The organism is Euzebya sp. (genome assembly GCF_964222135.1).
In the GTDB taxonomy this organism is placed as follows: Bacteria; Actinomycetota; Nitriliruptoria; order Euzebyales; family Euzebyaceae; genus Euzebya.
The window spans coordinates 72,369-91,501 of record NZ_CAXQBR010000094.1 but is presented as its reverse complement, the minus strand read 5'-3'; the positions used below and the strand labels follow the sequence as shown (position 1 = coordinate 91,501).

Below are 19,133 nucleotides of genomic sequence, written 5' to 3'. Positions count from 1 at the left end.
TGGTCAAGAGGCCAGTCGCTTCAGCTTGCGCCGCTCCCGCTCGCTCATGCCCCCCCAGATCCCGAAGCGCTCCTCGTTGGCCAGGGCGTACTCCAGGCACTCGGCGCGCACCTCGCACATGGAGCAGATTCGCTTGGCCTCCCTCGTCGACCCGCCCTTCTCGGGGAAGAAGGTGTCGGGCTCGGCCTGCAGGCACTTCGCACGGTCGGCCCACGGCAGCTGCTCGATGCCGATCATGTCCTGCCTCTCGGTCGTCGGTCGCGTCCACCAGCGTCCGCGGCGTGCCACAGACGTGTAACTACACGACTGCGATTCTCGGCGAAAGGTGGTGGAACGTCAACCCCGATCGGGTTCGGGTGTGGTAGGCGGGGTGGTCGGCGGCGCTCTCGGCGGGTTCGGCGACACGGTCGAACCCCGGTGCCGCCGGGCGGCACCGGGTCGGTTCCCCCGGTCAGGAGCGGCGGCCCGGGCAGGTGCGGCGGTGCGCGGCCAACCCCGGCGGCGTCTTCGCCACGAAGCCGCAGTCGGGGCACACGTTGCCCAGCGAGCGCGGGGTGACGACCGCGTCCTCCGGCGCCTCGACGGCGGTCCGTGCCGGCGGGGGCGGCGGCGCCACCGCCTCGGGTCCCGCGGCGGCGCCCCGCTGCGGGCTGGCCCAGCGGTGGCGCCGCGCCTCGTCCCGGGCGAGGAGCGAGCTGAGCTGGCGCGACAGCTCCTCGAGCACCGACTCGGTCTGGTGGGTGCCCTCGCGCAGGTCGATGACGTGCTGCATGAGCGTCATCTCGAGGGACTCGAAGCGATCCCGGAGCTCCCGGACCGCGGCGGGGTCGGCTGCGCCGCTGCCGTCACCGGCCGCGGGGAGCCGTTCGGTGGCGCTGCGGCGTGCCTCGGCGATCGCCCGGCCCACGGCGTCCTCGACGCGCCCGTCGAGCCGCTCGACGGCGGAGACGGCGCCGGTGAGGTCGGCGACGGCATCGACGACCTGGCGCACCACCTCGTCGACGCGTCCAGAGGTCTGGCGCTCGAGGCGGGGACCGAGGGCGATCAGCCGGGACGTCGCCTCGTCGAGGCGGCTGAGGCTGTCGGTCTGCACCTGCTGGAACGCGTCGCTGAGGGAGGCGCGGAGCGCGCGCTCGGCGTCGGACAACCCCGTCAGGACCGAGTCGGCCTGGTCGCCGACGCCGTCGAGCACCGAGTCCGCGCGCTGGGCGAGGGCGTCGAGGACCGCGTCGGCATCCGCCCGCATGCCGGCCCGCAGATCGGCGAGCGCCGCCTCGGTCCGGTCGGCCCTGACGACCTGGTCGGCGCTGACGGCATCGATCCGCTCGGCCGCCGCGACGATCTGGTCGACGACCTGCTGCACCCGCTCCTCGGCCGCGAGACCCAGCCGCTGGACGGCCCGGTCGACCTGCTCGGCCACCGCGCCCTCCACCAGGGCGCCGACGTCCGGCGGTTGGGCCGCCGCGGCGGCGACCCCCTGCACCGCGTCGGCGAGCTCGGTCCGCACGGCGTCGACCAGGCCGTTCAGCTCCTGGAGGCCCGCGTCGCGGTGGCGCCGGTCGTCTGCGACGGCGTCGACGACGGCGCTCCGCAGCTCGGCGACCAGCTCGGCGAGCTGGGCGGCCTGGGACTCGAGGGACGCCTGGAGCCCCCCGACCACCGTCGTGACCTGCTCCCCGCCGGTCACCTCCCGGTCGGCGAGCGCGGCGACCTGCCCGGCCAGGGCGGCGCGGACGGTCTCGAGCTGCTCGCTGACGTGCGCGCGGACGTCGACGCCGAGCTGCTCGAGCTGCGCGCCCTGGGCCACCTCGGCGGCACGCGTCCCGGACTGCGCCTCGGTGAGGGCGTCAGCGACCTGGGAGATCCGCTGGTCCACGCCGGAGAGCAACCGCTCGACCTCGGTCTCGAGGCGGGCGAGCTGGGCGCGGCCGGCCTCGTCGCCTCCGGCGACCGCCTCGCGCCGCGCGTCGCGGGTGCGGCCGCGCTCGGCGGTCAGCCGGGAGGTCCCGGCTGCCACGCGCGCGGCGCCGCGCTGGACGGTCTCGGCCTCGAGCGCCGTGGCGGCGTCGAGGCGCTCGGTCAGCCCCGCGGTCCGCTCGGCCACGGTCGCCTGCACCGTCGCGGTGGCGGCCTCGACCTCGGCGCGGAACCCGGCGAGCTGGGCCTCGAGGCGCTCGGCGACCCCCTCCGCGGTCTCGGTCATGCGCGTGGCGGCGTCGTCGGCGCCGGCGGCGGAGACCGTCAACCGGGCGTCGACCGCCCGCTCGGCCCGTTCGATGAGCTCGGCGATCTCCGCGACCACGGCTCGGGCGGTCTGCTCCACCCGGCTGACCGCGCGCTCGCGCCGCTCGACGTCCTGGCCGGTCATCTCGCGCGCCTCGCCGACCTGGGCCTCGAGGTCCGCGCGCGTGCGGTCGATCAGCGCGCTGATCTGCTCGGCGGTCACGGTCACCAGCTCGCCGACCTGCTCGCCGAGGCCCTCGTGCACCCCGGTCAGCCGGGTGCGGGTGACCTCGACGTCCGCGGACAACTGCTCCGCGGCGGTCCGACCGGCCTCGGCGACCTGCTCGCGGAGCGCGGCGACCAGCCCGCTCCCCGCGGCGTCGATGCGGTCGAGGGCCGCCTCGATGCGTCCGGTGGCCTCGTCGATGCGGCCGGTGGCGCCCGCGACGTGCTCGCCGAGGCCGGCGGCGGCTTCCCGCCCGCTCGCCTCGATCCGGTCGACGAGGGACTCGGTGGCGCCGCGGGTCGTGCCGGCCTCCTCGGCCAGCGCGGCGACGGCCTCGCGGACGGCACCGGTCAGCTCCGCCAGGCCGGACTCGACCCGGGCGCGCTCGGCCGCGGCGTCGGTGACCAGCTGGGAGCGGAGCTCGGCGAGGGACTCCTCGGTGCGGTCGCGCGCCGTGGCGGCTTCGGCGATCAGGTCCTCGCGCAGCCGGTCGACGATGGCCGCGACGCCGGGCTCGAGCTGGGTGCTGACCGCGCCGAGGGCCTCTGCGGCCTGGCGCAGCTCGTCGACGCCGCGGGATGCGGAGTCACGCGCGGCCGCTGTGGCCCGCTCCAGCGTCTGGGCGGTCGTGTCCACCTGCGCGGCGAGGTCCGCGCGGACCTGCTCGACGGCCTGCAGCAGCAGGTCCCGTGCCTCCGCGGCCACGTCGCCGGCGACGCCGCTGCTCTGCTCGGCGGCCTGCTCGACGGCGCTCGAGAGCTGGGTGACCAGTGCCTTGGCCGACGGTAGGAAGCTGCGGCCCGTGTCGCGGAAGGACTCGGCGATGCCGGTCATCTCCCCCGCCGCCCGCGACATCTCCGCCGCCGCCTCGGCAGCCCGCGTCCGGTCCCCCTCGACCTCGGTCATCAGGGACTCGCGGAACTCCCCGACCAGAGACGTCAGCTGGGGTGTGATCGTCTCGACCGCGCGGTCGACCAGCCCGGGGACGGTCGTGGCCAGCTCGCCCAGCTGCGCGGTGGTCGCCTCGAGCGCCGCCACGCCCTCCGACTCTGCCGCGGCGACCCGCTGCGCCGCCTCCTCGGCGGCGCGGCGGACGCCCGCCGCGGCCTCCTCGGCGGTGCGGGTGAGGTCCGCCACCGCGTCGGCGGTCCGCGCCCGGTCGGCCTCCGTCGCGGCCAGCACCGCATCGCGCAGGCCGACGACCGACGCCTCGATGGATGGCTCCAGCTGGCCGACGGCCGTCGCCGACGCGGCCTGCAGCTCCTCCACCCCCCGGGCGACCCCGGCCCGCAGCTGCTCCACGGCCTCGAGGACCGCGGGACGGATCTCCTCGGGCAGGCCGGCCAGGTCCTTGGTCACGACCGTCAGGCGGTCGATGCCCTGGGTCTGGGCATCCGACAGCCGAGCCGTCGCACGTCCCACGGCGTCGAGGACGTCCTCGCGGGCGGCGCTGGATGCGTCGGCCAGCGCGGCGAGCGCCTGCTCGACCTGGGCGCGGTCGTCGCGCGTGAGGTCCTCGAGGGACGTCCGGAGCTCGGCGGTGGCGGCGGTGATCGTGGGTTCGAGCGAGCGCGCGACCTCGCTGATCGCGGCGGTCGCGCGGGTCATCTCGGCGACCCCGTCCGCCTGGACGCTGCTGAGCGACTCGACCGCCTCGGCCAGGGTCCGGCGGGTCTCCGCGGCGCTGTCGCCGACGACCCGGGCGATCTGCTCGGCGATCTCGCCGAGGACCTGGGACTGCCGCTCGCCGTCGGCCTGCAGCGCGCTGATCTGCGCCGTGAGGTCCTCCGCCGTCGCGCGCAGCTGCGGCCGCAGGCCGCCCAGGATGGCCTGCAGGCGGTCCGCGAGGGACGACAGTTCGTGGTCCCGCTCGCCGACCCGGTCGACGATCTCGGCCAGCCGGGCGGCGGCCTCCTGCCCGACGGCGTCGAGCTGGGCCCGGGCGGCGTCGACCGACGACGCGGCGACGGTGTCGAGGTGCGCGGCCTGCGCCCGCTCGATGGCCTCGGCGGCCTGGGCCGCGGCGTCCGCTGCTGCTGCGGCCGCGATCTCGGCGAGGCGGGCGGCCAGCCCCTCGGTGCCCTCGGCGACCGCCCGTCCGGCCTGCTGGGCGACGGCCTGCACCGCCTGCTCGGCTGCGCGGGCGGCGGCCTCCTCGATCGCGGCGACGGCGGTGTCCCGGCGGCCGGCTGCCTCGTCGAGCCGGTCGACGGCGCCCGTGACCGCGTCGGTGACGGCGTCGGTCAGGTCCGCGGTCCGGGTGGCGAGGGACTCGCCGAGCTGGCGGCTGGCATCGGCCGACGTGTCGACGACCTGGCGGGCGATCTCGTCGATGCGGTCCGCGAGGCGCTGACCCGCCCGGTCGCGCAGCTCCTCCAGGTCCTGCCGGCTGGCGTCGGCGAGGCCCTGCAGGGCGGCGCCGGCGTCCTCGCGGAGCCGTCGCACCGCCTCCGCCGACACATCGACCTGGGCGGCCTGCGCGCGCTCGAGGTCGACCACGACGGATTCCAGCCGGTCGACCGCCTGCCGCCAGCCCTCGTCCTGGGTGGCCGTGATCGCCTCGCCGAGCCGGTCCAGGGCGCGGAGGACGTCCTGGCGGGTGCCGGCGACGGCCTCGGCCACCGGCGCGGTGTCCCGCTGGAGGTCCGCGAGCGCCTGCACGAGCTCTCCCCGCGTCCCGGCGATGGCCTCGGTGATGCCGTCGAGGGCGGCGAGGCCGCCGAGGTTCTCACCCAGCTCCTCGACGTGGCGGTCGAGCCGGCCGATCGCCTGCCCGAGGTCGCTGCGGACGTCGTCGAGCGCGTCGGGGGTGACGAGCTGCTGGGCGGTCCCGCGCACCTCGCCCGACAGGTCCACGAGCCCGTCGGACAGCGCGACGAGGCTCTCGTCGACGCGGGCGACGAGTCGGCGGATCTCGCGCTGCTCGTCGAGCTGGGACGAGACGGCGTTCGCGAAGGCCTGGTCGACGCGGGACTCGATGTCGCTCATGGGGGGATCGTAGGGGTCACCAGCCGCGGCGGAGGCGCTTGCGGATCCACTCCACGTAGTCGAACGGCTCGAACCAGCGGGCGGCGATGTCGGCGCGGCTGACGGTGCGACGGGCGTCGGCGACACGCCGCTTGTGGAGGGTCGAGCCGAGCAGCCGCACGTCGGTCACGGCCATGACGAAGGCGGTGGGGACGGTGATCGCCAGGTCCGCGGTCCGCAGGAGCGTGGTGGCCGCCAGCAGGTGGGCGTGCGGCAGCGCGGTGGCGACGTCGTCGTTCTTCGCCACGGTCAGGAACCAGTTGCGGTAGCTCAGCCGCTCGACGAGCGCCGACCGGCGCGGCCCCTCACCGCCCCGCTCGTGGGCGCCGATCGCATCCGGCGTGTACCAGGCCTCCCAGCCGCGGGCCTTGAGTCGCCAGTCGAGGTCGACGTCCTCGAAGAACGCGAACAGGTCGGTGTCGAACACCTCCCCCTCCACCGCCACGTCGTGGAGCGCCTCGACGCGGTGGAGCGCCGCCGCGCCGGTCACGCCGAACACCTCGGCCGCCTCGTCGAACCGCCCGTCGTCGGGCTGGGCGTCGCCGCGGTTCCGGAAGACGCGGTTGGTGTGGGCCGTGTGCCCGGTCGAGTCGATCACCGGGTGGCCGTCGACGCGCACCTCGTGGCCGTCGGCGTCCATGCGCCGCAGGCGGCCCTGAACGCTCGCGGCCCGCGGTCGCGCGGCCATCGCCGCCACGCACCGGGCGATGTGGTCGGGGGCGAGGCGGACGTCGGGGGTGACGAGGAACAGCCCGCCGTCGCCGGCGCGGGCCAGCGCCTGGTTCGCCGCACCGGCGTAGCCGACGTTGCGCCGGTTGGCGATCAGCTCGACGTCCCCGCGGCGACGGACCACGTCGGCGGACCCGTCGTGGGAGTTGTTGTCGACCACGACGACGTGCAGGTCCGGGTGGGTCTGGGTGGCGAGCGAGTCGAGCAGCCCGGGCAGGTGGTCGGCGGTGTTGTAGCTGACCACGCACGCGGTGACCCTCACGAGTTCCTCGCGTCGGTGGACACCTGCGTCGGCGCGGTGCCGCCCGCAGGCCACAACGGGTCGGGGTGGCGTTCGGGGCCGCCCTCGTCGACGCCCGGCGGCTCGGACTCGGGCGGCCACACGCCGCGGGGGTTCGACAGGCCGAAGGAGAGGTCGAGCGGGACGATGCCGACGTCCCACGGCTGGCCGCGCACGACGACGCGGGCGGCGGCCTCTTCGACCGCGTGGACCGCGTCGGTCTCGGCGTTGCCGATCTCGACGTCGAAGAGGTACGTGCCGCTGAGGACGTTGAGGCGCAGGTCCACGGTCGTGGTGAACGGCTCGTCCGGTGGCGGCGGAGCCACGTACTGGACCCGGTAGGAGGTGCGGGAGTCGTACAGCGGCACTCCCAGGTCGGGGCGGCGCACGACGACGCGGACGTACAGGCCGCCGTCGCCGACGAGCTGCGCGGTCGGCGTGGCGGTGATCCGGAGCGTCGCGGGGGATCCGGTGTCGACGCGCGGCGCCCGGGCCTGCACGTCGTCCTCGGCGTCCGGCAGGTCGAGGGTCACCTCGTCGATGCGCACCGCGTGGGTGACCGGATCCTCGTCGTCCTCGTCGGTGCGGTGGCCGGACAGCTCGGGCATGTCGGGGACGTGCAGGTCGGTGCCGTGGCCGGTGGCGAGGCGTCGCTGGTACTCCTCCAGCGCCTGGGCCGACGGCCCGTCGAAGACGATGTGCCCGCCCTCGAGGACCACGATCCGGTCGCACAGCTTCTCGACGCTGCCGAGGTCGTGGCTGACCAGCACGACGGTCTTGCCCGCCTCGGCGAAGGCCTGCATGCGCGACAGCGAGCGCTCCTGGAAGGTCTGGTCGCCGACGGCCAGGACCTCGTCGACCAGGAGGATGTCGGGGTCGACGTTGACGGCGATCGCGAACCCGAGGCGGACGTACATGCCGCTCGAGTAGTTCTTCACCGGGTTGTCGATGAAGTCGCGGACGCCGGCGAAGTCGACGATCCGGTCGAAGCTCGCGTCGACCTCTGCACGGGTCAGGCCGAGGATCGAGCCGTTCAGGTACATGTTCTCGCGCCCGGTCAGCTCGGGGCTGAAGCCGGCGCCCAGCTCGAGGAGGGTGGCGACCCGCCCGTTGACCTCGACCGTCCCCCGGTCGGCCGGGAGGATCTTCGCCATGCACTTGAGCAGCGTCGACTTGCCCGACCCGTTGTGGCCGACCAGGCCGACCCGCTCGCCCGGCATGATGTCGAGGTCGATGCCGTCGAGGGCGTGGAACTCGCGGTAGTGCGCGCGGCGGAAGCTCGTGAGCCGCTCCTTGATGCCGGGCGGCACCTCGTCGTAGATCCGGAAGATCTCGTGCAGACCGCGGATCCGGATGGCCGGGGTGTCATCCACGGCTAGACCTCCTTCGCGAAGGTCGCGGCCTGGTGGCGGAACACGACGTAGCCGACGGCGAAGGCGACGAGGGCGCAGGCCGTGCACACCAGCCAGGTCACGTCGTCGGCGTTGCCCGGCGGCGGGTGGGGCGGGCCGCCCGTCGGGTCGCCCGGGGTGAGGGGCAGCGCGATGCCGTACATCAGCGTGTGGAACAGCTCGGCGAACCAGGTCATGGGGTTCAGCCGGATGAGCCGCACGAGCTGGTCGCCGTTGGCGGTGGCGCCGCGGATCGTCTCGATCGAGTAGATGACGGGGGTCAGGTAGAACCAGGTCTGCATGATGACCTGGAGGAGCTCGGTCAGGTCCCTGAACTTGACCGTCAGCGCGCCGAACAGCATCGACACGCCGGTCGTGAAGATGGTCAGCAGCAGGATCGCGACGAGGAGGAGCGGCACGACCTCGGGGTGGAAACCGCGGTAGTACAGGAACAGCGGGGTGGTCGCCACCAGGGCGAGGAACAGGTGCACCCCCTGGCTGAGCACCAGGCTGAAGGGGATCAGCTCGCGGGGGAAGTACACCTTCGATATCAGCTGGCCGTTCGCGATGATCGACCCGGCGGAGCTCATGACGGAGTTCTGGAAGAACTGCCACATCAGGTAGCCGGCGAGGAAGAAGACCGTGAAGTTGCCGTTGCCGAACGGGATCCGCAGGAAGGTGGCGAAGACCACCGTGAACACGGCGGCCATGAGGAGGGGCGTGACGAGGGACCAGGCGAAGCCCAGGACCGAGCCCTTGTAGCGGACCTTCAGCTCCTTCGAGACGAGGTTCCGCAGCAGCTCGCGGGCGTTCCAGACCTCCGCCGCCACAGCGGTGGGGGAGGACATGACGACCAGAAGTCTGCCAGCACCGGCGCGGGGCACCGGCGAACCGGGTGCCCCGACGGCCGAGGGGCGGGTCAGCTCGGGCGGGTCAGCTCGGGGGGGCCAGCAGCTGGGGGTTCCTCGTGATCACGTCGCCGTGCGCCGCCAGGACGTCCCCGGCCGCGGTCGCCAGGTGCCCGGTCAGGTCGACGAGCAGCCGGCCGTCGGGCAGCTGGCCGACGCGTCCGGGGGCCTGCAGGCCCTCGACGACGGGCCCCGCCGTCACGTCGAGCTGTCCGGACCCGATCGAGATCGCGACCGGACGCGGGCCGAGCTGACCCCCGTCCACGCCGACCAGGGTGGAGGCGTTCCGCCAGACCGGGTCGTAGACGACCACCTGCTCGGTCTCCGGCGTCGAGAGCGTCGTCCGGCTGCCGGGGAGCGTCCCGACGACGACCCGGCCCGCACCGGGGAGGGATGCGGCGAACGCCGTCCCGCCGGGGTTGATCGACGCCGAGGCGACCAGCAGGGAGGTCGAGAAGAGGGGCTGGTCCTCGTCCGCCCCCAGCACGTCGACGAGGAGCAGGGACGTGACGGTCCCGTCCGGCGACGACGAGGTGCGCAGCACCAGCGCCCCGACCCCGCCGGACACCGCGGCGGTCGCGCCGACCGCGTCGAAGCCGGCCAGGGTGGCGCCCTCGGCGACCCCGGTGACGGTGCCGGACAGGTCGATGTGCACCACCGACGGGACGCCCTGGAGGTACCGGGTCACCACGACCGCGTCCCCGGTGGGGGTGAACTGCGGGTACGCGAAGGAGGTGACGGAGTCGGCGGCGGCGAGCAGCACCGGGTCGTCGAAGCCGGGCGCGCTCCGCAGGACCAGGCCGGCGGGCTCGACCGTGACCGACCGGGTCGCGGCCGGCGACAGCCGCAGGTCGCGGCACTGGTCGCACGGCGCAGCGATCTGCGGGGCGGAGCCGTCGATGCCGACCAGCCGGATGTCGCCCGTCGTCCCGTCGGTCGCGAGGTCGCTCGTGAGGTAGACGATCTGGCGGACCGGCGCCTCGCCGACGTCGTAGCCGGCCGTCGCGGACTGCGTGGCGCCGCCGGCGAGCGTGGCGGTGGCGACCAGCTCGCACGCGCCCGGCTCGGTCAGGGTGACCGCCTGGCTCGCGGCCGTCGTGGTGGCGGGGGAGGCCAGGCAGGTGCCGTCGACGGTCAGCTGCTCCAGCTCGCCGTCGACGGTGACGGTCACGACCGTCCCCTGCTCGACCGATCCGCCGGGCGGGTCGAAGCTGATCGTGACGGCTGGGGGCAGGTCGAGGGCCGCGCGTGCCTCGTCGCAGGCCTCGGGCAGGCTGACGCAGGTCAGCACCACGTCGCCTGGGTCGACGGTCGTCTGGGCGAACGCGCTGCCGCCGCCGAGCCAGTCCTCGGTCGCGTCGGGCAGGCCGCTGCCGTTCGCCAGCACGACCGGGGCATCGAACGCGGCGGAGTGGGCGGCGGAGGCGAACCCGCCTGCCCACGCATCGGCGTCCTGCGCCTCGACGAGGGTGACCCGCGCGGCGTCCGCGGCGCTGTCCGCGCCCCGCTTCGCGGCGACCTCGATCGCGGTCTCGAACCGGTCGGCACCGGCGACGCGCTCGACGTCGCCGACGAGGGACGCCAGCTCGGTGGCGACCGCGTCGCTGACCGCGGCGGTCCCGCCGAGGATGAACGCCTGCTCGACGTCGTGGTCGGCCAGCCAGTCCCGGGTGGTGCCGGTCAGCACGTCGGTCTGGGTCAGGAGGATCGGCCAGCGGTTCTCGGCGGCCCACCCGCCGGCGGCGAGCGCATCGGCGAACGCCTGGGTCGGGTCGGCGGCCCCCGGGTCGGCGAACGCGCGGGCGATGAGGACCGTGTCGGCGTCGGCGGCGGCGAGGTCCGCGATCTCGGTGGCGGTCTCGAACCGGGACGCCCCGAAGGCCCGCTCGACGGCGTAGCCGGCCTGGTCCAGCTCCTCGGCGACCGTCTCCGCGATCGCGTCCACCCCGCCCAGGAGCAGCACCTCCGCGGGATCGAGCAGCTGCAGCTGGTCGAGGACCCGTTGTGGCACCGGTCCGCCGCGCGGGACCAGCAGCAGCGGGCTGTCGGCCTGCAGCAGCCCGGACGTCATCGCGTCGGCGAACTCGTCGTCCCGCCCGATCACCACGCGGTCGGCGGACTGGAACGTCGACTCCGACAGCCGGGCGGCGATCTCGGCGTTGCTCAGCCCCTCCTCCCCCTCCTTCACGATCGAGATCGTGTCGGAGGGCTGGGCGGATGCCGGCAGGGCCGCCACCAGCGCGACGAGCGCGACGACCGCCGTGAGGGCACGCGTGCGGGACCAGGTCATGGGAGGCTCCTCGGTGGCCGGCGGCCGCCACGTCCGGCCGCGCGGGTCGACCCTACGACGTCACGACGACCGCCGTCCGTGCGCGTGGTGACGGTTCACCGGACTGTCAGACCAGTCAGCGCGGACTAGTGACCCGTCAGCGCGAGGTACTCCTGTCGGGCCGCCTGCGGGACCCCGCGCGAGAAGCGGACGGTCGCTGCCGTGGCCGCGGAGTAGCCGGTCTGGACCAGGGCGTCGCGGACCGGCGGCGGGACGGCACCGGAGGAGAACAGCAGCGGTGCGCCGTGGCGAGCGCCGTAGGTCGCGTGGGCCAGCGCGGTCACCCAGCCGTCGCCCGCCCAGCCGGGGGTCACCACCAGGTGGTCGCCGACCGCGGCCCGGTGGCGGCTCCACACCTCGCGCATCACCACCGCCCCGGTGCTCGCCCGGTCGGGGCCGGCCACCCGGTAGGCGCGCAGGGCGGACACGACCGACTCGGCGATCGCGCCGGCGCCGCCGACGACGATCCGCTCGACGTCGCCCAGGTCGGCGAGCGCGGCGGCGGTCTCGTGGGGCACGTGGTCGCGGTCGACCAGCAGGACCGGGGCTCCGGCCAGCGCCGCGGGACCGGCGATGCTGACCGCGTCGGCCCACGCGTCCGCTCGCACGAGGTAGGCGCGGCCGGGGCGCTGGCGCGACCGCACGACCTCTCGCGCGACCGCCGCCGCGGTGGCGTACCGCGACCCGCCGGCCACCGGGACCGCCGTCAGGCCGAGCCCGCGCACCTGGTCCGCCACCTCACCCGGCAGGGCGCCGCCGAGCAGGTGCACCTGGCCGCCGGGTGCCGCCGCGCGGGCCACCTCCCCCAGCACCAGGTCGCCGAGGGGTCGTCCGGCACGTGTGAACAGGATGGGGCAGTCCGCGCCGGCCAGCGCCGACCCGGCGAGCGCGTCGACGGGGTCGTCGCCGCGGGTGATGACGACCCGGGGAGCCGACCCGGCGCCGATGAGCTCCTGGGACACCGTGACGGCCTCGCGGGCGGCGGCGGGCAGGGGCGCGGTGATGACGTTCGCGGTGGCGTACAGCCGTCCGCCGGCCCCGAGCCCCCAGCCGACCCCGATGTCGGTCCAGCCCGAGCCGAGGATGATCGCCCGGTGCCCTGATGAGGCCATCCAGCTGCCGACGATCTCCGCGGCGAGCTCCTCGGCGGAGCGCACCGGGTTCGCCGCGTAGGCGACGACCTCGCCGGCGCGGTCGACCGGCCACCCGTACTGGGCTTCCGCGTCGGGGTTGTGGCGCAGGCCGACGCCGCCGGCCATCCGGCCGCTCCACGCGTGGGCCACCGCAGACAGCTGGGGGTCCTCGGGCAGCGGGGGAAGCCCGTGGCGGCGGCGCTCGTCGTCGATCCGGCTGAGCAGCACGGCGGCGACGCCGTCGGCGGCGGCAGCGGCACGCCGACCCGGCAGGGCCAGCGCGAGCCCGCCTGCGAGCAGACCGGTCAGCGCCGTCCGGCGGCTGAGGGTGGGGGCGGTGGGAGCGGGTCGCTGCATGTGGTCGTCGTGGGTCCCCGTGCGGTCGTCGCGCCCCCCGCGATCCGAACAGGCTGCCGCACGCTACCGTGCCGTGACCCCCGTCCGAACGATCACCCCCCGCCCGACCGGCCCGCCCGGCACTAGCCTTGCGTGCATGCGACGTGCGACGGCCGGACTGGCGCTGGTGGTGGTGCTGCTCGCCGGCGCCGCCGGCTGCGGGCGCGTGGGCGGCGAGCCGTTCCAGCCGACCCTCAACACGCCGATCACCCTGGAGGCCGGCGAGGTCGTCGGGCAGACGGTCAACCCCGCCGACGACCGGGTCAGCGGCCTCGCCGTCGTGGTCGCCACGTTCGCCGCCGACCCGGACCCGACCGGCGAGCTCGAGGTGGCGCTGCGAGACCCCGCCAGCGGGGAGGTGCTCGCGTCAGCCGCGGTCCCCGGCGACGTGCTGGTCGACGGCGGCTGGGCCGAGGCGCGGTTCGAGCCGGCCGTCGAGGTGGGCGACGTGGTGCTGGCAGAGGTCGGCTGGCAGGGTGGGAGCCCGCTCGCCCTGTGGGCCAACACCCCGCTCGAGGGGACCGACGGGATCACCAACGACCCCTACGCCGGCGGTGAGCTCGTCGCGGGCGGGTCGGTCGCGGGCGGGTCGATCGAGGGGGATCTCGCGTTCCGGGTGATCAGCCCATCGGGTCCCGGCGAGGTGGTGGACCAGGTCGTCGAGGTGGCGCGGTCGACCGGTGCCCGTCTGGCCGACGAACCGGTCTTCGCCGTGCTGTGGCTGCTGGCGGCCGCCGGCGGGCTGACCCTGGCGGCGTGGGGCCTGCGCCGTCGTGATCCTCGGATCTGAGCCGTGGCTGCGCCGGCGGACCTACCCCTCAGATCCGAGCTCGAGCTCGCCCGACCAGGATCCCAGATCTGAGCCGGAGCTCCACCCACGGACCTGGGGCTCAGATCTGAGTTCCGGCGCGTGGGGCCCGGACCGGCCATCCGGCACAGCCGACGGCGGGTGCGACGTCGTCCACGGCGCACCACGCTGGGCCGGTACGACGACGGGGAGGTCATGCTCGACAGCGCACGCACCGCGACCGACGCCGATCGCCGCGCCCGCCGCGCGGCGGCGGTGGCGGTGCTCGGCTGCGCCCTCCTCGCCTCGGCCTGGGCCCTGACCAGCCCGCTGATGACCTCCCCCGACGAGGCGGCGCACGCGATCCGGGCGGTGTCGCTGGCCCACGGCGACCTGCTCGGACGGCCCTTCGCGTTCGCCAACGAGGCCACCGGCGAGGAGGCCGTCCTGTTCGAGGTCGCGGTGCCCGCCGGCTACCGCGGCATCGAGACCCTCGGCGGCTGCGTGGCCGACGGCGCGCCCGCGGCGTGCATGCCGACCCTCGGCCCGGCCGACGGGACGATCCTGCAGGCCACCGCAGCCGGGGCGTACCCGCCGCTGTGGTACGCCCTGGTCGGCGCCCCCAGCCGGGTGCTCGACCCCACCCCGGCGCTGTACGCCGGCCGGCTCGCCCAGGCGCTGGCCGGCTCACTGGTGGTCGGCGCCGCGGTGTGGCTGGCCGCCCGCCTCGGCAGCCGGCTGGCGGTGGCCGCGACCCTGCTGGGGCTGACCCCGACGGCGGTGTTCCTGCTCGGGACGCTGAACCCGAACGGGATGGAGATCGCCGCCTCTGCGGCGCTGTGGCTGGGCGTCATCGCGCTGGTCCGGACCCCCGACGACCGCCGGGTCGCCGGCATCGCCGCCCTGGCCGCGGTCGGGACGGCGTGGAGCCGCCCGCTGTCCCCGCTGATCGCCGTCGGGATCGTCGTCACCGCGCTGGTCGTGTCGCTCGACGCCGACCGCTGGGCCGCCCTCCGCGCCAGCCGCACGGCGCGGATCGCCGCCGCGGTCGCCGCGATCGGCATCGCCGGCGCCGGGGTCTGGGTCGCCTGGTCCGGTGCCCTGGAGACCTTCGTGGGCCGCCCGAACCCGGCGCTCACGACCGAGGGGGCGATCGCCCAGTCGCTCGCGATGTCCGAGGGGCGCCTCGCACAGCTCGTCGGCGTGTTCGGCACGCTCGACCTGCCCCTCCCCTCCCCCATGCTGTGGCTGTGGGCGGCCGCGACCGGTGCGGCACTCCTCGCCGCCGCGCTGGTCGGCACCTGGCGCCAGCGCGCCGTCCTGGCCGCGCTCGTCGTCGGCACCGCGGCGCTCCCCGTCGTCGCGGAGGGCCTGACGGCCCCCGAGATGGGCTTCACCTGGCAGGGCCGCTACACGATCCCGGTGGCCTTCGGCATCGCCGCGGTGACCGCCCTCACCGTCGCCCACCGCGGCCACCGGCTGCCGACCCGGCTGCCCGGTCTGCTGATCGCGGTGGTGGCGGGGACGGTCGCCGTCGTGCACGTCGCGGCGCACCTCCAGGCGGCGTCCCGCTACGGGACGGGGCGCGGCAGCGCGCTGCTCGACCACCTGACCGACCCCGCCTGGGGGCCGCCGGGACCAGATCTGGTGGTCCTCCTCGCCGCTGTGGCCGGCGCGGTGGCGCTGGCGCTCACCCCGCTGGTCGCGGGACCCGCGGTCAGGCCTCGGCCTGCGCCCGCGCGCGACGTGCGGCGAGGCGGACCCGGAGGGAGTTGACGCCCTCGGCCACCGCGCCGCGCACACCCTGCTCGGCCGCGAAGTCCTGGAACTTGCGCACGAGATCGCGCGGGCTCCGCCGGGTCAGCCGGTTGCGATCGCGCCGGACCAGGTACCGGGGCTCGTCGCTGCGGAGATCCGGGGCGCGACGTGGGAACCGGCAGAACTCGACCAGCGGCTCCAGCGCGCGGTCCCAGGTCATCGTCGGCGCGAACGCCGTCACGTTGGCGCGGACCCCCTCACGGGTGGAGGGATCGGCCAGCCGCAGCAGGGCGCCGGCGATCGCGTCGGGGTCCTCCGCCTCGACGACCTCACCCAGCCCGTGGGTGGTGACCAGGCCGCTGAGGAGGTCCCCGCCGGTGGTGAGGATCGGCAGGCCGGCCCACAGGTAGTCGAGGATCCGGGTCCGGAAGCTGAGCTTGGTCTCGAGGTGCAGGAAGTGCGTCGAGACCCCGATGTCGGCGTCGAGCAGGTAGTTCGCGCGGTCGTCGTAGTCGACCCAGCCGGAGTTGAAGAACACGTGGGTGCCGAGCAGGTCGAGCTCCTCGGCGACGCGGTGCGCCTCGGACAGCCGCGCCATCTCGGGGACCGCCGGGTTGGGGTGGGCGGTGCCCAGGAAGTAGAGCTTGAGCCGCGGCTCGGACTGGATGGCGGTGTGCAACCCGCGGATCAGCGTGGCCGGGTCGAACCAGTTGTAGATGCCACCGCCCCACAGCAGGACGATGTCGTCGTCGCCGATCCCGTCGGTCGTGTCGCGGATCGCCCGGCGCGTCTGGACCGGCGGCTCGGCCGGCAGGCCGAAGGGCACGACGGTCAGGAGCCGCCGCAGGTCGGGGTCCTCGTCGTACGTCGCGGGGTTGATCCGCTTGAGCGACGCGAGCTGGCCGAGCCAGAAGTCGCGCTGGGACTCCGACGCGCACAGCAGCAGGTCCCCGCGCTCCAGCTGGGCGTTCACGACGTCGGCGTCGGAGTTCATCGTGTTCCAGCGCTCCTCCGGCGGCAGGTCCTTCCGCATGACCAGCGCCTCGATGTGGAACGGGTCGTAGATGTCGACGACGATCGCCGCCTCGGACCGGGCGAGCTGCGGGAAGAAGTGCAGCATGAACCCCTGGGTGACGATCACGTCGGCCCAGTCGGCGAGCCGCCGGGCGTTCGAGTCGTCGATGTGGCCGAGCCGGAACCCGCCCAAGCCGCTTCGACCTTCGGCCGGACCGGCTTGCCCCCCGGCCGGTCCCGAGCGCCCCGCTGACGCGGCGCGCTCGGCGGCCGACGTCTGGGGCTCGTGGGTGGAGGCGACCAGCACGTCGTGCTCGGCCGACAGCGCGCGGGCCATCTCCCACACGCGGATCGCCGGACCGGCCATCTTCGCGCCGAGCGGGTCGGCGGTCAGGATCAGGACGCGCTGGCGGGAGCGTCCCGGCCAGGACATGTCGAAGGCGTCGATCACCTGGTGGAACACCGAGGTGAAGACCGGGTCGACCACGTTCGCCGCCACGGGGTTGTCGAACAACCGGAAGACGTCGGCGTCCGGCCGCTGCCGGTTGTCCTGGATGAACGCACGCTTGTGGCGCAGCTTCTCGAGCATCAGCCCGAAGTCGCGGATCGCCGCCATGTGCGCCCCGGTCAGGGACGACACGACCGGCTCGGGCGGCGGGGTGCCGGCGGACTCCTCGGAGATCCGGTAGTCGCCCAGCTCGGACCGCTCGTCGTGGAACCCGCGGAGCAGCGACAGCATCAGCGACGACGGCAGCGTGCGGGCGAGGTTGTCGTCGTCGAAGTTCTTGAACACGCTGGCCAGCGCGTTGCGCTCGATGAGGTACTGCTCCCGCGGGTGGCCGAAGCGCTCGATCGTGCCGTGGTGGCGGTGGCGCGCGACGGACTCGGGGATGAACCAGACCTCCCCGCCGAGCACCCAGGTCCGCCAGCCGAAGTCGACGTCCTCGACGAACGCGAAGAAGTCCTCGTCGAACCCGCCGACCTCGAGGAACCACTTGCGCGGCATCGCCATCGAGGCGCCGCACACGAAGATCGAGGGGCGGCGGCGCAGGTCCGCCGGCGGTGCCTCCCCGCGGTGGGGGATGAAGCCCTGCCCGTAGAACGCGAGGACCCCGCCGGCGAAGTCGACCCGGGTGCCGGTGTCGTCGAGCAGCAGCCCGCCGGTCACCTTGATGCGGGGGTCCCCGACGAGGGGGAGGATCAGCTCGCGCAGCCAGGTGGGGTCGGCGACGGCGTCGGTGTTGAGCAGCGCGACGTACTCACCCCTCCCCAGGCGGGCGCCCTGGTTGACGACCGGCGCGAACCCGCCGTTGCGCTCGTTCTCGACGATGCGGATGGTGGGGAACTGCGCCCGGGCCTTCTCGAGGGACCCGTCGGTCGAGTGGTTGTCGATCAGCAGGACCTCGACGCGGTCGGCGGGGTAGTCCTGGTCCAGCACCGACTGCAGGCACGGCAGCAGGAAGTCGCCGCCGTTGTAGTTGATGATGACGACGGTGACCGTGGGGAGGGATCGAGTCACGGGGGTCTCCGGAGGAGGGGACGGGTCGCGGGCCAGCCTACGGAGGGGGGCTGAGGGCGCCCTCGGCCGGATCGCCACGCCACAGCTCGGCGAGCGCCGGCCAGGCCAGCAGGGCGGTCAGCGCGATGAAGGCGGTGCGGAGCGCCCCGGCGGCCTGCTCGGCGGCGTCCGGCGCGGTCAGCAGCAGCTCGCGGAGGGTCGGGACGGCGTCGGCCAGGTCCGGCTGCAGCGGCTGGAACAGCCCCCAGGTGGTCCCGGGCCCACCGAGGAGGTCGGCCATCGCGAGCACGACCACCACCTGCAGCAGGTGCAGCCAGCCGAGCCCCCGCCACGTCGGTCGGCGGGCCAGGCCGAGCGCGACGAACGGGGTGAACCAGGCGAAGTAGTGGGCGCTGAACGTGGTCAGGGCGAACAGGCCGGCGTGGAGGACCAGCAGCCAGACCCACAGGTCCTCGACCGCGACCGGTCCCCTCCCCCACCAGCCGCGCGCACGGCCCAACATGACCCCGTACAGCCCCAGCAGGAACAGCACGAAGAGGTAGATCGGGCCGGGGCCGTCCACGTCGACGGTGTAGGCGAGGAACGTCGAGCCGGTGTCGAAGTCCCGCAGCCGGGCGAACTCGCCGACCGTGTCGGCCAGCAGGGTGTTGGTGGCCAGCACCAGCGCGAAGGGGGCCAGCGCGACGGCGGCCCAGGCGATCTGGCGCAGCAGCTTCGGGCTGACCACCAGCGCGAAGGCCGGGACGAGCAGGATCGGGTAGCCCCGCATCGTGATCGCGATGCCGAGCGCGAGCGCACCCCACCAGAGGTGGCGCCGCTCGCAGGCCCACAGCGCCACGACGACCAGCGCGACCGCGAACATCTCGTAGCGCCCGAACGCGTAGGTCGCGTAGAGCCCGATGGGCGACAGCATCCAGAACGCCCAGCTCCGCTCGACCGCCCGCGGGGCGCAGCGGGCGACGAGCGCGAGCAGGACGAGCCCGGCGAGGAGGTCGAAGGCCAGGTAGGGGAGCTTGAGGGTGAGGAGGGTGCCGAAGATCCCGTCGGTGTCGACGAACGCCCGCTGCACCTGTGGCGCCAGGCCGACTGAGTCCGACCACCACCACGGGTCGGTCCACAGCACGTCGGCCGGCGGCAGCAGCGGGTCGAGGACCCGCAGGCTGACCGCGTGGGTGTAGTGGGCCCCCATGTTGACCAGGTAGTCGCTGAAGACCGTCCCGTCGTAGGCGATCAGGTGGGAGCGCCAGTAGACGGCCAGCATGTCCGCGCTGACGGTGAACGGGGCGATCAGCAGGCGGACGACGAGGCCGACGCCGAGCCAGCCGAGCAGCCGCCCGCGGGTGCGGTCGTCGCGCAGCGGGGCGGGGACGAGCCGGGCTCCGGCCCGGCCGACGACCGCGGGTGCGCGCACGC

Annotated in this window: 11 protein-coding genes; 2 read left to right on the top strand and 9 right to left on the bottom strand. The window is 74.8% G+C overall.

The genetic code is table 11. The annotated features are described in order from the left end of the window. Nucleotides 1–3: 3 nt before the first annotated feature. The 7 genes from ACEQ2X_RS20750 to ACEQ2X_RS20720 all read right to left on the bottom strand — a co-directional run bounded on the left by ACEQ2X_RS20750 (nt 4) and on the right by ACEQ2X_RS20720 (nt 12,603). Complete coding sequence (locus tag ACEQ2X_RS20750) at nt 4–237, bottom strand: WhiB family transcriptional regulator (protein ID WP_370327784.1); 234 nt, start codon at nt 235–237, stop codon at nt 4–6. Between the two features lie 214 nt (nt 238–451). Then, on the bottom strand, nt 452–5,437 hold the full coding sequence (locus ACEQ2X_RS20745; protein WP_370327783.1) for a hypothetical protein: 4,986 nt from the start codon (nt 5,435–5,437) through the stop codon (nt 452–454). Nucleotides 5,438–5,453: 16 nt separating this feature from the next. Then, nucleotides 5,454–6,467 carry a glycosyltransferase family 2 protein gene (locus ACEQ2X_RS20740; protein WP_370327782.1) on the bottom strand — a complete coding sequence of 338 codons (1,014 nt, stop codon included), beginning with the start codon at nt 6,465–6,467 and terminating at the stop codon, nt 5,454–5,456. Next, nucleotides 6,464–7,858, bottom strand: a complete 1,395-nt coding sequence (locus ACEQ2X_RS20735; protein ID WP_370327781.1) for a polysaccharide ABC transporter ATP-binding protein — start codon at nt 7,856–7,858, stop codon at nt 6,464–6,466. The genes ACEQ2X_RS20740 and ACEQ2X_RS20735 overlap by 4 nt, the downstream gene beginning before the upstream one ends. Nucleotides 7,859–7,860: 2 nt before the next feature. Next, entirely contained in the window at nt 7,861–8,724 is an 864-nt protein-coding gene (locus ACEQ2X_RS20730) for an ABC transporter permease (RefSeq protein WP_370327780.1), read from the bottom strand. 85 nt (nt 8,725–8,809) lie between these two features. After that, nucleotides 8,810–11,074, bottom strand: coding sequence for a cell wall-binding repeat-containing protein (locus tag ACEQ2X_RS20725; RefSeq protein WP_370327779.1), 2,265 nt, complete (start codon nt 11,072–11,074; stop codon nt 8,810–8,812). A 125-nt stretch (nt 11,075–11,199) separates the two neighbouring features. Further along, entirely contained in the window at nt 11,200–12,603 is a 1,404-nt protein-coding gene (locus ACEQ2X_RS20720; protein ID WP_370327778.1) for a cell wall-binding repeat-containing protein, read from the bottom strand. 136 nt (nt 12,604–12,739) lie between these two features. Here ACEQ2X_RS20720 and ACEQ2X_RS20715 point away from each other — a divergent pair, with 136 nt between their 5' ends. Further along, the gene (locus tag ACEQ2X_RS20715) at nt 12,740–13,432 is read left to right on the top strand and encodes a hypothetical protein (RefSeq protein WP_370327777.1); all 693 of its coding nucleotides are present in this window, start codon (nt 12,740–12,742) and stop codon (nt 13,430–13,432) included. 159 nt (nt 13,433–13,591) lie between these two features. After that, nucleotides 13,592–15,205, top strand: coding sequence for a DUF2142 domain-containing protein (locus tag ACEQ2X_RS20710; RefSeq protein WP_370327776.1), 1,614 nt, complete (start codon nt 13,592–13,594; stop codon nt 15,203–15,205). On the opposite strand, the gene ACEQ2X_RS20705 is transcribed toward ACEQ2X_RS20710, so the two are convergent. Both ACEQ2X_RS20705 and ACEQ2X_RS20700 read right to left on the bottom strand, forming a co-directional pair. After that, a complete protein-coding gene (locus ACEQ2X_RS20705) occupies nt 15,147–17,720 on the bottom strand; it encodes a glycosyltransferase (RefSeq protein ID WP_370327775.1) in 2,574 nt (857 codons plus the stop codon). The two genes, ACEQ2X_RS20710 and ACEQ2X_RS20705, sit on opposite strands and share 59 nt — an antisense overlap. A 37-nt stretch (nt 17,721–17,757) precedes the next feature. After that, the gene (locus tag ACEQ2X_RS20700) at nt 17,758–19,131 is read right to left on the bottom strand and encodes a hypothetical protein (protein ID WP_370327774.1); all 1,374 of its coding nucleotides are present in this window, start codon (nt 19,129–19,131) and stop codon (nt 17,758–17,760) included. Between the last annotated feature and the right edge of the window lie 2 nt (nt 19,132–19,133).

What these genes read in the sequence shown, in the direction of transcription:
- ACEQ2X_RS20730 (WP_370327780.1), bottom strand. Translation starts at nt 8,724, where the DNA reads ATGTCCTCCCCCACCGCTGTGGCGGCGGAGGTCTGGAACGCCCGCGAG.
- ACEQ2X_RS20720 (WP_370327778.1), bottom strand. Translation starts at nt 12,603, where the DNA reads ATGCAGCGACCCGCTCCCACCGCCCCCACCCTCAGCCGCCGGACGGCG.
- ACEQ2X_RS20715 (WP_370327777.1), top strand. Translation starts at nt 12,740, where the DNA reads ATGCGACGTGCGACGGCCGGACTGGCGCTGGTGGTGGTGCTGCTCGCC.
- ACEQ2X_RS20745 (WP_370327783.1), bottom strand. Translation starts at nt 5,437, where the DNA reads ATGAGCGACATCGAGTCCCGCGTCGACCAGGCCTTCGCGAACGCCGTC.
- ACEQ2X_RS20750 (WP_370327784.1), bottom strand. Translation starts at nt 237, where the DNA reads ATGATCGGCATCGAGCAGCTGCCGTGGGCCGACCGTGCGAAGTGCCTG.
- ACEQ2X_RS20725 (WP_370327779.1), bottom strand. Translation starts at nt 11,074, where the DNA reads ATGACCTGGTCCCGCACGCGTGCCCTCACGGCGGTCGTCGCGCTCGTC.